The sequence below is a fragment of the Thauera sp. 27 genome, assembly GCF_000310125.2.
Lineage (GTDB): Bacteria > Pseudomonadota > Gammaproteobacteria > Burkholderiales > Rhodocyclaceae > Thauera > Thauera mechernichensis.
Map to the genome: position 1 here is coordinate 1 of NZ_AMXB01000069.1, position 11,673 is coordinate 11,673.

The window sequence follows — 11,673 nt, forward strand, 5'->3', positions numbered from 1 at the left end:
CAGCGGCGGGTGGGTGGCGAGCAGGCCGCCCGCGCTGCGCAGGGCGCTGGCGCTGCTGCGGCCGTCGAACAGCATGTGGCTCACCGCCTCGCCCTGGCCGTGCGCCAGGCCGCTGGCCTGCTGCGCCACCTTGTGCAGGGCGCCCAGCAGGCCTTGCGGGTTGCGTGTGAATTGCACCGCCGAGGCATCGGCCAGGAATTCACGCTGGCGGGACACTGCGGCACGCACCAGGCGGCCGGCAAGCCCGGTGAGATAGCCGGCCACCACCAGCACCAGGCCGAGCACGACGAGGCCATTCTTGTCCTTGCCCGAGCTGCGTCCGCCGCCGCTGCGCAGTAGCACGCGCCCGGCACCGGCGAGCATGAAGAGCCCGTGCAGTACCCCCACGAGGCGCATGTTGAGTCGCATGTCGCCATTGAGGATGTGGCTGAACTCGTGGGCGATCACGCCCTGAAGCTCGTCGCGGGTGAGGCGGTCGAGTGCGCCGCGTGTGACCGCCACCACTGCCGCGCGCGGATGGTCGCCGGCTGCAAAGGCGTTGATCGCGGTCTCGTCCTCCAGCACATACACCGGTGGCGCCGGAATACCGGCAGCAATCGCCATCTCGTCGGCGAGGTTGATCAGCCGGCGCTCGGCCGCATCCGTGGTATTGCGTGCCACCAGCCGCCCACCCAGCGTGCGTGCCACCGCCTCGCCGCCGCCAGCGGCCAGCGCGGCGACCTTCCAGGCCGAGCCCCCGCCGATGACGCCCCCTACCGCCAGCGCGACGATCAGGAACAGGCCGGGCTGCCACAGGGCGATCTCCTCGCCGTACTCGCCTGCGGTCATCGGCAGCAGCGCGAGATAGACCAGCACGATGCACGCGGCCAGCGCGCAGCCGAAGCCGAGCAGCAGCCAGCGCCCGGCGCGGCGTGCGCGGTCCTGTTCGGCGAAGAAGTCCATCGCCCCGCCGGGCTCAGCGGTTGCCGAAGCTTACCCGCGGCGCCTGGCGCGCCTCGGCGTTCTCCAGCTGCCAGAGTTCGGCGGCCGTGAAGTTGAAGCTGTTGGCAACGATGCTGTCGGGGAACTGCTCGCGTCGCGTGTTGTAGGTCATGACCGCATCGTTGTAGGCCTGGCGGGCGAAGGCGATGCGGTTCTCGGTGCTGGCCAGCTCTTCCTGCAGCTGCGCCATGTTCTGGTTGGCCTTGAGGTCGGGATAAGCCTCGGCGAGGGCAAAGAAGCGGGTGAGCATCCCGCCCAGTGCGGCTTCGGCGCTCGCCAGCTCGCCGACCGCGCCGGCACCCAGTGCGCCAGCGTCAGCGCCCGAGGTGCCCGCCGCGCGCTGGGCGGCGGAGTGGGCGCGGTTGCGCGCCGCGATCACCGCCTCCAGCGTCTCGCGCTCGTGCGCCATGTAGCCCTTGGCGGTCTCGACCAGGTTGGGGATCAGGTCGTAGCGCCGCTGCAGCTGCACGTCGATCTGCGAGAAGGCGTTCCTGACCCGGTTGCGCAGCGCCACCAGGCCGTTGTAGATGACGATGCCGTAGCCGATGACACCGGCCACCAGCGCGAGGATGATCCATTCCATGAGCTTGCCCTCCTTGAGCCGGTATCCTGCCAGAATTCCGGCCGTGACTGCGTGCGGGTGCTCATGCTCCCAAGGCACATCGCCTTCAACCCCTCGCGGCTGGCGCCGCTCCTACGGGAAGCCGTCACGCACGTCGCCCGCTGTAGGAGCGGCACCAGCCGCGAGCTCTTGAAGGTGGTGGCGCAGGGACCCCCCCACACCGCTGAAATCAGAAGTGGTAGCTTGCGCTCGCCCCCGCGTACCAGCTGCGCTCGGGGCCGGGCTCGTAGTAGCGGCCGTTGCTGTCGCCGACGATGACCGAGCCGACGTGCTTGCGGTCGAACACGTTGTCGATGCGGAGCAGCTGGCCAAACGTCCATGGGCCCTGTTGCTGTTCCGCCGAGAGCCGCAGGTTGAACAAGGTGTAGCTGGGTGCCGCTCTGTCGATGTTGCGGTCATGCACTTCGAGTTTGTCGCGGTAAATCAGTTCGCCCGCGAGCGTGACCGCTTCGATCGGTTTCCAGGCGAGTTCGGCATAGGCGCTGAGCTTGGGAATGCCCGGCAGGCGGTTTCCGGCCGGGATCGTGACGTCGGCCATCCCGATCCGGGTGGTGAAGGCCTCGTCGTACTCGGCTTTCAGATAGGTGAATGAGGCGCGTGCCGTCAAGTTGTGCGCGAGTTCGGACTCGAGCGCCATCTCCAGGCCCTGGCGCAAGGTCTTGCCGGCATTCTTGAAGGTCGTACGCCCGCCGCTCGAGCCCGCAACGACGATCTCATCTTCGGTCTCGATCCTGAACACGGCGGCATTGACGCGCGTCGAGTCGCCGACGAAGGTCTTGATGCCCAGTTCGGCTTGCCGGCTGGTGGAGGGCTTCAGGCCGAGGTTGAAGGAACCGTCAGCCGGTGAGTAGGAGAGCTCGTTGAGGGTGGGCGTCTCGAAGCCCAGGCCGGCGCTGGCATAGACGTTCGTGACCGGACTCAGTGCATAGACCACGCCAAGGGCCGGCGTGGTCTCGCTGTAGCGCGCGCTGCCGCTGTCGTCGCCGTTGATGCCCACGATGTAGCGGTCGTCGACCTTGAACGCCACCCGCGAGTGGCGGACGCCCGCCGACCACTGCCAGGGGCCCTGCTTCCACAGGGCCTGGATATAGGGGTCCGTGCTGGTGATGGTGTCGATTTCCTTGCGGCGCAGATTGCCCTTGACGCCGAGGGTGGTGCCGATGAAGTTCTCGTAACCGCGGCGGTCGTCCTCCGAGCGGTCGTAGTCGAGGCCGACGGTGAGGGTCAGTTCGCCGTCGCCGAGGCTGCGCTGGGCGATCCAGCGTGCGCCGAGACCGTAGAAATCGCGGTCGAAATCGACCACGCCGCCGGCGTGGCGGGCGCGTTCGGGATTGTCTGCCGTTGGAATCTGCACAATCCGCGGAATCGACTGATACTGCGTGACGCTGCGCCGCCCGGTGTAGGCCGAAAGCTGCAGCCTGTCCTCGCCGAAGCGGCGTTCGTAGGTTGCGCCACCCTGCAGGTGGTGGATGCTCTTGCGCGTGTTGTACTGCTTGGCCACGTCTTCGACCGCACGCGGATTGCGCTGGTAGCTTGCCCACGTCACCCCCAGCGGGTCCTGGGTGTCGGGCTGGCGCAGGCCGTTCGCCACCAGCGTCAGCGTGCTGTCCTCGTCCGGGCGGAAGCTGAGCTTGGCAAAGCCCTGGTCGCGCCGGGTCTTGCTGTGGTCGCGGTAGCCATCGGTGTCGAAGCGCGAGGCATCGACGATGAAGCCGACGCCGGACTGCTCGCCCTCCAGGCCGACGCCGATCTTGGTCGTGCCCCAGCTGCCGCCGAGCACGCTGGCGCGCATGCGCGGTGCGCCTTCGCCGGTGCGCGAGAAGAGCTGGATGACACCGCCCGCGTGGTTGCCGTACACGGTGGAGAAGGGGCCGCGCATCACTTCGATGCGTTCGGCGGTGTCGAGGTTGAAGGTGGCGGCCTGGCCCTGGCCGTCCGGGTTGCTGGCGGGGATGCCGTCGGCGATCAGCTTGACGCCGCGCACGCCGAAAGCGGCGCGGGCACCGAAGCCGCGCACCGATATCTGCAGGTCCTGGGCGTAGTTCTGACGATTCTGGATGACCAGGCCGGGTACGCCGGCCAGTGCCTCCGAGGCATTCACGCCGAGGTTGCCCGCCTGGTTGGCGCGCATGTCGACCGCATCGACCGAGAAGGGCAGATCGAAACTGTTGGTCTCGACCCGGCTACCGGTGACCACGACCGGATTGAGCGTGACGGCGCTCTGATCGGCCGTTGCTGCGTCTTGCGCGCCGGCTACGCAGGCGAAGCCCGCCAAGGCGCCCGGAATGCCGAGGCGAAGCAGGCGGGCGATGGGTCGGGGGGCAGGGGCGCTCACGGCGCGGGGTGTGGCGGTCACGGTCGGAGTCCTTTGCGGGTCTTGGCTTGACCCCGATTCTCGCCGATGGCCGGCAGCGCCCGCCTCATGGCAAGCCCGAGCGCCACCTACAGAAAATCATTAGCCGCTCGCTCCACACGTGCCCGGTGTGCAGCGTAAAAGTGGCGGCATCGCCTCAGTCCGCGCGCCAGTGGCTGAAGTCGCCATGGACGGCAAAGTGCTCGAGGGCCCCGATCAGTGCCGCCGCCATTGCCGGCTCGAACGGGCTGTGGCCAGCGCCGTCGACCAGGCGCAGGCGGCTGCCCGGCAGGGCACGGTGCAGGCGCAGCGCGTTGCGCGCGCGGCACACCAGATCGAGCCGGCCATGGATCAGCGCAGTGGGCATGGCGGTGATGCGGCGAGCGGCCTCGAGCACGCCGTCCTCGTCGAGGAAGCAGCGGTGGGCGAGGTAGTGTGCCTGCACGCGGTATTTGTCGATCAGTGCCCTGATGGCGGCATCGTCGCGCGCGGGTGGCGCGGGGGGCGCTTGCCCCGGCGCGATCACGGCGTTCTCCCATGCCGCCCAGGCCAGCGCCGCACGGGCAGCGGCCTGCGTGTCGGGGCCACCCAGCGCCGCACACAGAGCGGCGAGGGCGCGCCCTTCGGCCGCCTCGGGCAGGGCTGCGCACAGCGCTGACCAGGCCTCGGCGCAGATTGCACCCACGCCTTCCGCGCCGAAGAACCAGTCGAGGTCGGCCTGCCCGCAGAGAAAGCTGCCGCGCAGGATGGCGCCCAGGCAGGCTTGCGGATGCGCGCTGCAGTAGGCCAGGGCGAGTGCGGCTCCCCACGAGCCGCCAAAGACCAGCCAGCGCTCGATCCCAAGGTGCAAGCGCAGGCGCTCGATGTCCTCGACCAACTCGCGGGTCGTGTTGGCATGGCAGTCGCCGCGCGGTGTGCTGCGCCCGCAGCCGCGCTGGTCGAAGAGCACGACATGGAAGCGCGCAGGGTCGAAGAGCTGGCGCTGGCGAGGGCTGCAGCCGCTCCCTGGTCCGCCGTGCAGGAACAGTACGGGCAGGCCTTCGGCATGGCCGCAGCGTTCGAAGTACAGGCGATGACCGTCGCCGACGTCGAGCACGCCTTGGGCAAGGGGCGGCAAGGGCGCGAAGAGCGGGGTGTCTGGCGGCAAGGCTGCTCGGTGTGATCGGTATGGCTGGGCGCGCGCGCAGGACGTCACAGCGGCCGCTGCGATCACCCTGCCGGAGCCGGTCAGAACTTCTCCGGCCGCATTACCGTCACGTCTGCCATGAAGAGGATCATGGCGTAGTTGTCGTAGTAGTGGGCCTGCAGGTGGGCAGCAATGGTATCGGCGGTCGCTTCGTCGCACACCACTTCGATGCGGATGTTGCTGCTCGTGTCCCAGGCCGAGGTGCGTGCCCCTCTGGCGCCCTTGCCGCGGGCATCGCTGACCGTATAGCCATGGGCGCCGAGACGCTCCAGGTCCTTGACGAGCAGGTTTTCGAGGGCGGCCTCGGTGACGATGGTCAGCAGCTTGCGCACGTGGCGGTTCATCGGTTCGGTCTCGAGTCTGGAAAGGGCTCCGCGGTCAGGGCAGGGGCAAGGCCCGCAACCCTGGGTGGGATACTACCGCGAGGCCGGCGGCGGGAACAGGGTGGGATCGGTGCGGACGCCAGTTCGTCAGGCCGCGTGGCGTGCCCGGATGTCGGTTCGTCCGTGCCAGGGTGAGAGGTCGGGGCGTCGAGGTGCCAGCGTCAGATCGCCATGCAGGCGCCTCAGGTGCTCCATTTCCTGCTGCACCTCGGTGGGCTGAGCATCGGCGCAGAATATCGGGACGAAGCGCCCGCTCGTGCCGCGATGCTCATCGTGCCCGAATGCTTCCAGCACGCGTGCAAGCAGATCAGCGCGCGATGGCCCGTCTGTCCTCTGGTCCAGATGGAAAAGCATCCAGACGCCATCGACGCTGATCGCCTCGACCATGCGCAGGTCGGGACCGCCAGCGGGCTGCACCTTGCACATCCGCATGTCAGGCATGCCCGCGTGCCCCTGCGAGTCGATCCACAGGCCGAGCAGGGCATCGTGCATGCGGACCGAGGGCTTGCGGCTGCCGAGGACCGACAGCAAGCCGGTCAGCTCGTGGCGCAGGCATTCCAGTTCCTCCGGTGCGCTCAGCAGCGCGGCGTCACTTCTTCGATGAGTCGAAGCTGCTACGGCGCTTTCGTGTACAGCACAGTCCATTGACGTACGCCCTCCTGTCGTTGCTCTCGGCCCTGGATGACCCTGGGATGGGTCGTCGCCTTCCTGCCGGAAATTCTGACAAGCTCAATCAATCAGATAAAGTCGATTAATATTTATGAACGCGCAGATTTTTACGAATCCTTTACGCTCATGAACCTCAAACACCTCCGCTATTTCTGGACCGTCGCCCATACCGGCAGCGTCGCTAGCGCAGCGAAGCGCCTGCATCTGACGCCGCAGACGGTCAGCGCCCAGATCAACCTGTTCGAAGAGGAGGTGGGGGTGCCTCTGCTGCGCCCGGCGGGCCGCGGGCTCGAACTGACCGAAGCGGGGCGGATCGCCCTCTCGTTTGCCGACGAAATGTTCGCCCTGGGCGATGAAATGCTCTCGTCGCTGCGCGCGCACTCTTGCCGCGCGCTGCCCGCCTTCAGGGTCGGCGTCTCTGTGGTCGTGCCCAAATCGCTCACCCGTCAGCTGCTGGCTTCGCTGAAGGCGCTCTCCGAGCCGGTCCGGCTGATCTGTCGCGAAGGGCAGATCGACTGGCTGCTTGGCGAACTGGCGCTGCATCGCCTGGATATGGTGCTGGCTGACCGTCCCATGCCGGCGGGGCTTTCGGTCCGCTGCCATAGCCACAAACTGGGCGAGAGCGCCGTCTCCTTCCTGGCCGCTCCGGCCCTGGCGGATCGCTGCGGAACCTTCCCGGGTTGCCTGCACGGGGCTCCGCTCCTGCTCCCGGGGCCGAATGCGGCGGTTCGCAGCGAGATCGAGCGCTGGCTGGGCGAAGCACGCCTGTCGCCGCAGGTGGTCGGGGAGTTTGACGACAGTGCGCTGATGAAGGCCTTTGCCCAGGCGGGAGAAGGCTTCTTCCCGGCACCTGCGATCCTCTCGGAAGAGATCGGCGCCCGCTATGGCGTCAGGGAGGTGGGGCGGGTGGAGCAGGTGCGCGAAGCGTTCTGGCTGATCAGCACCGAACGCCACGTCAAGCAACCCGCAGTACGTGCCGTCCTCGAGGCTGCACGCACGGCACTGTTCGTGCCACCCGCTACGTAGGCAGACGGAGCAACGAAATGCCCCCGGGGCCTGAACCGCCCGCAGCGCGAGGGACTCGAGGCGAGGGGGGCTCAAGATTTTCATGAGGCCAGCTTCCGCACTTTCGTGATGCGAATTATTCCTCGTCCAGCCAATCTTACTCACACGGCCGGCTGACCGGTCGGCGGTGCCGACAAGCGGTGCCGATCCCACCCAGAGACGAGACAGGAGACGACCATGAAATGGGAAACCCCCGCAGCCAGCGACATGCGCTTCGGCTTTGAAATCACCATGTACATCGCCAACCGCTAAGGCGTGATCCGGGGCGACACGGTGCGTGTCCCAGCGCCGTGTCGCCCTTTTTGCGTGCGCGCCCTGTGCGTGCATGGCCCGCACGGGTCGACCCGGCCAGCGCGTGGGCCCGAGGAGAACCGATGAAGATCCGCGTGCTCGGTTCCGCCGCCGGTGGCGGCTTCCCGCAGTGGAATTGCAACTGTCCCAATTGCGACGGCCTGCGCAAGGGCCGCATCCGCGCCCAGGCCCGCACCCAGTCGTCGATCGCCGTCAGTGGCGACGACGAGAACTGGGTGCTGTTCAACGCATCCCCCGACGTGCTGCAGCAGATCCGCAGCTTTCCCGCGCTGCAACCGGCGCGTGCGCTGCGCGACACCGGCATCGCCGCGATCGTGTTGATCGACGCCCAGATCGACCACACCACCGGCCTCTACATGCTGCGCGAGCACCGCAAGCCATGGCCGGTGTGGTGCACCGCCTGCGTACGCGAGGACCTGTCGGTGGGCAACCCGGTGTTCGGCGTGCTCGGCCATTACAGCGGCATCGCCTGGCGCGAGCTGCCGCTGCAGACGCGCTTCGCCATCGACGGCGCGCCCGGGCTCGGCTTCGAGGCCCTGGCGCTGACCAGCAACGCGCCACCGTACTCGCCACACCGCGACTGCCCGCAGGCGGGCGACAACATCGGCGTTACCCTGGTCGATGCGGCGAGCGGCAAGCGGCTGTTCTACGCCCCCGGCCTGGGCGAGATGGAGCCCCACGTGTGGGCCGCCATGCAGGCTGCCGATTGCGTGCTGGTCGACGGCACGCTGTGGACCGACGACGAGATGATCCGCCTTGGCGCCTCGCAGAAGACCTCGCGCGCCATGGGCCACCTGCCGCAATCCGGCCCCGGCGGCATGCTCGAGTGGCTGGACAGGCTGCCGGCGACTACGCGCAAGGTGCTGATCCACATCAACAACACCAACCCGATCCTCGACGAGGACAGCCGCGAGCGCGCCGAACTGGCTGCGCACGGCATCGAGGTCGCCTTCGACGGCATGGAGATCGCGCTGTGAGCTACATCGAACAATCGAGCATCGAACATACCGCGGCGCTGATCACCAGTACCGGCGATCAGCCGCCATGGTCTCCCGAAGAGTTCGAGGCCCTGCTGCGCGAGAAGGGCACGAGCTACCACATCTACCATCCCTTCCACGTCATGATGGCCGAGGGCAAGCTTACCCGCGAACAGCTCCAGGGCTGGGTGGCCAATCGCTTCTACTACCAGATCTCGATCCCGGTGAAGGACGCTGCCATCCTGTCCAACTGCCCCGACCGCGCGATCCGCCGTGAATGGATCCAGCGCATCCTCGATCACGACGGCTTCGAGATCGGCGACGTCAAGGACCCCGGTGGCATCGAGGCCTGGGTCCGGCTCGGCGAAGCCACCGGCCTCAGCCGCGACGACGTCACCTCGCTGCGCTTCGTCGCGCCGGCAACCCGCTTCGCGGTCGACGCCTACATCAACTTCGCCCGCCAGCGCCCATGGCAGGAAGCGGTGGCCTCCAGCCTCACCGAGCTCTTCGCGCCGCACATCCACCAGCAGCGCCTGGACACCTGGCCCACGCACTACCCCTGGGTGGACACCGCCGGCCTGCAGTACTTCCGCAACCGCCTCACCCAGGCGCGGCGCGACGTCGAGCACGGCCTGCGCTTCACGCTCGACTACTTCAGCCAGAGCCGGGCGATGCAGCAGCGCGCGCTCGACATCCTGCAGTTCAAGCTCGACGTGCTGTGGGCGATGGCCGACGCGATCATGCTGAGTCAGTGCAAGGTGGCGATCGTGGGTCCGCGCAAGGGGGCGCGCGATGAGTGACACCTCGGCGATCGGCGCGACCGCCACGCCGCGCGTCTCCAAGCGCTTCCGCCTGCAGTGGGAAGAGGTGCAGCAGGCCTGGGTGCTGCTCTACCCGGAAGGCATGGTCAAGCTCAACCAGAGCGCGGGCGAGATCCTGCGCCGCTGCGACGGCGTGCGCAGCGTGGCCGAGGTGGTCGCCGACCTGGAGCAGGCTTTCGCCACCGCCGGGCTCGAAGCCGACGTTGTTGCCTTTCTCGAGCTGGCGCGCAAGCAGCAGTGGATCGACGTGTGAGGTGAGGCCATGAATGCGCCCGAAGTCGTTAAACACCAGCCCGGCCCGCCGCTGTGGCTGCTGGCCGAACTGACCTACCGCTGTCCGCTGCACTGCGTGTTCTGCTACAACCCGGTCGATTTCGCCCATGCGCCGGACGAACTGTGCACCGACGACTGGCTGCGCGTGCTGCGCGAGGCACGCGCAGCCGGCAGTGTGCAGTGCGGCTTCTCCGGCGGCGAGCCGCTGCTGCGCGACGACCTCGAGGTGCTGGTCGCGGAGGCGCACAAGCTCGGCTTCTATACCAACCTGCTCACTTCGGGCGTCGGCCTCACGGATGCGCGGGCGCGGGCGCTCAAGGACGCCGGCCTCGACCACATCCAGCTCTCGTTCCAGGACTCGACAAGGGAGCTCAACGACTTCCTGTCGCACACCCGCACCTTCGAGCTCAAGCAGAAGGTGGCCGCCACCATCAAGGACCACGGCTGGCCGATGGTGATGAACTGCGTGATCCACCGCCTCAACATCGACTACATCGACCGCATCATCGACATGGCGGTCGAGCTTGGCGCCGAGTACCTGGAGCTCGCCAACAGCCAGTACTACTCGTGGGCGATGCTCAACCGCGACCAGCTGCTGCCCTCGCGCGAACAGATCGAGCGCGCCGAGCGCGTCACCAACGAGCGCCGCCAGCGCTACGGCGAGCGCATCCGCATCTTCTTCGTCGTGCCCGACTATCACGAGACGCGGCCCAAGAAGTGCATGAACGGCTGGGGCAACGTCTTCCTCACCATCACCCCCGACGGCACCGCCTTGCCTTGCCACACGGCGCGCATGCTGCCCGGTCTTGCCTTCCCCAATGTGCGCGACCTGGACGTGCGCAGCATCTGGTTCGACTCCGAGGGCTTCAACCGCTATCGGGGCAAGGGCTGGATGAAGGAGCCCTGTCGCAGCTGCCCGGAGCAGGAAAAGGATCTCGGTGGCTGCCGCTGCCAGGCCTTCATGCTCACCGGCGACCCCGCCGCAGCCGACCCGGTGTGCGACAAGTCGCCCGCGCACCACAAGGTGGTGGAGGCCGTGGTGCGCGCCGAGCGCGGCGAGGTTGCAGTGGTGGCGAAGCCGCTGGTGTTCCGCGGGCCTGAGGAGTCGCGGCGGCGCCTTGCCGGGCTGGCCGGGATGAAGTGAGCGCCGTCCAGCCCAGCCCCTGGCGCGGATGCCGGCCTAGCGCCCTGTCTTGCGGTGTTGGCCGGCAGAAGCAGAAAGCCCGGCACGTTGGCCGGGCTTTGCTTCATGCAGTGTGCGATGCCGCTGGAGCGGATCAGGTGCCGCGCACCTTGTACCACATGGCGTAGGCCCAGCACGCGGCGCAGAAGCCGCTGACGAGGTCGATGAAGGCGAACACCATCAGTACGGCGGCCGGGATCAGGCCGATCTCAGAGCCCATCAGCCAGGTGACGAACATGATCGTGCCGGCGATCGCCACCAGCTTGTCGGCGAACATCTTGGCCCCGGCGTTGATCGGCTTGGCCATGCCCAGCTTGCGGGTGAGGGCGGAGAAAGCGAGATAGGACGGGCACTTGTGGGGTGACACGAAGCCGCGCAGTGCACCGCCCAGCGCGAGGATGATCGCTACCCACTGGTAGGGCGTGAAGAAATAGATGGCGCTCACCGCCAGGGTGACAGCGGCCTGGAAGCGATAGGCGTTGGAGCAGACGGGGGCGATGTCGAAGCGCAGCATGACAGGTCCTCGAGTGGAAGTTGGGTTGTCATGAAGTATATCAGTGAATTCTGATTTATCAAGGCATCGCCGCGGTGGGCTCTCCCGTAGGAGCGGCGCCAGCCGCGCGCTTTTCATCGTACCCACCCGACGCCCATCGCCTTCAACCCCTCGCGGCTCGCGCCGCTCCTACGGCGGGAACAAACGCTGCCGCGCTCTTCTGCAGGAGCGGCGCCAGCCGCGAGCCTTTCATCGCACCCGCCCGACGCCCATCGCCTTCAACCCCTCGCGGCTTGCGCCGCTCCTACGGCGGGAACAGGCACCGCGGCGCTCTCCCGTAGGAGCGGCGCGAGCC

Annotated in this window: 13 protein-coding genes; 6 read left to right on the forward strand and 7 right to left on the reverse strand. The window is 67.7% G+C overall.

Annotation, left to right across the window (positions count from 1 at the left end):
• From B447_RS20820 to B447_RS20845, 6 genes are all read right to left on the reverse strand, one after another.
• A partial coding sequence (locus B447_RS20820) for a M48 family metalloprotease (RefSeq protein WP_002945764.1) occupies nucleotides 1-942 on the reverse strand: 942 nt, incomplete at its 3' end.
• Between the two features lie 13 nt (nucleotides 943-955).
• On the reverse strand, nucleotides 956-1,564 hold the full coding sequence (locus tag B447_RS20825) for a LemA family protein (RefSeq protein WP_004248585.1): 609 nt from the start codon (nucleotides 1,562-1,564) through the stop codon (nucleotides 956-958).
• A 208-nt stretch (nucleotides 1,565-1,772) separates the two neighbouring features.
• Nucleotides 1,773-3,959: a TonB-dependent receptor family protein gene (locus tag B447_RS20830; RefSeq protein WP_004248588.1), complete on the reverse strand. Its 2,187-nt coding sequence runs from the start codon at nucleotides 3,957-3,959 to the stop codon at nucleotides 1,773-1,775.
• 154 nt (nucleotides 3,960-4,113) lie between these two features.
• Entirely contained in the window at nucleotides 4,114-5,103 is a 990-nt protein-coding gene (gene pip / locus B447_RS20835; protein ID WP_004248593.1) for a prolyl aminopeptidase, read from the reverse strand.
• An 80-nt stretch (nucleotides 5,104-5,183) separates the two neighbouring features.
• Entirely contained in the window at nucleotides 5,184-5,486 is a 303-nt protein-coding gene (locus tag B447_RS20840) for a P-II family nitrogen regulator (protein ID WP_004248595.1), read from the reverse strand.
• Between the two features lie 126 nt (nucleotides 5,487-5,612).
• Nucleotides 5,613-6,170, reverse strand: a complete 558-nt coding sequence (locus B447_RS20845; RefSeq protein WP_004248596.1) for a hypothetical protein — start codon at nucleotides 6,168-6,170, stop codon at nucleotides 5,613-5,615.
• A 36-nt stretch (nucleotides 6,171-6,206) separates the two neighbouring features.
• Between B447_RS20845 and nhaR the strand changes: the two genes are divergently transcribed.
• The 6 genes from nhaR (at nucleotide 6,207) to pqqE (ending at nucleotide 10,786) form a co-directional block, all read left to right on the forward strand.
• Nucleotides 6,207-7,220 (forward strand): transcriptional activator NhaR, encoded by a 1,014-nt coding sequence (gene nhaR / locus B447_RS20850; protein WP_232431692.1) that lies wholly within the window; start codon nucleotides 6,207-6,209, stop codon nucleotides 7,218-7,220.
• A 216-nt stretch (nucleotides 7,221-7,436) separates the two neighbouring features.
• Entirely contained in the window at nucleotides 7,437-7,511 is a 75-nt protein-coding gene (pqqA, locus tag B447_RS22385) for a pyrroloquinoline quinone precursor peptide PqqA (protein ID WP_002927495.1), read from the forward strand.
• Nucleotides 7,512-7,633: 122 nt separating this feature from the next.
• On the forward strand, nucleotides 7,634-8,548 hold the full coding sequence (pqqB, locus tag B447_RS20855; RefSeq protein WP_004248598.1) for a pyrroloquinoline quinone biosynthesis protein PqqB: 915 nt from the start codon (nucleotides 7,634-7,636) through the stop codon (nucleotides 8,546-8,548).
• Complete coding sequence (gene pqqC / locus B447_RS20860) at nucleotides 8,545-9,348, forward strand: pyrroloquinoline-quinone synthase PqqC (RefSeq protein WP_004248599.1); 804 nt, start codon at nucleotides 8,545-8,547, stop codon at nucleotides 9,346-9,348. Before pqqB ends, pqqC begins: the two co-directional genes overlap by 4 nt.
• Nucleotides 9,341-9,622, forward strand: a complete 282-nt coding sequence (gene pqqD, locus B447_RS20865; protein WP_004248600.1) for a pyrroloquinoline quinone biosynthesis peptide chaperone PqqD — start codon at nucleotides 9,341-9,343, stop codon at nucleotides 9,620-9,622. Before pqqC ends, pqqD begins: the two co-directional genes overlap by 8 nt.
• 9 nt (nucleotides 9,623-9,631) lie before the next feature.
• Nucleotides 9,632-10,786, forward strand: a complete 1,155-nt coding sequence (gene pqqE / locus B447_RS20870; protein WP_004248601.1) for a pyrroloquinoline quinone biosynthesis protein PqqE — start codon at nucleotides 9,632-9,634, stop codon at nucleotides 10,784-10,786.
• A 133-nt stretch (nucleotides 10,787-10,919) separates the two neighbouring features.
• On the opposite strand, the gene B447_RS20875 is transcribed toward pqqE, so the two are convergent.
• Nucleotides 10,920-11,339 carry a DUF4395 family protein gene (locus B447_RS20875; RefSeq protein ID WP_002927484.1) on the reverse strand — a complete coding sequence of 140 codons (420 nt, stop codon included), beginning with the start codon at nucleotides 11,337-11,339 and terminating at the stop codon, nucleotides 10,920-10,922.
• Nucleotides 11,340-11,673 lie beyond the last annotated feature (334 nt).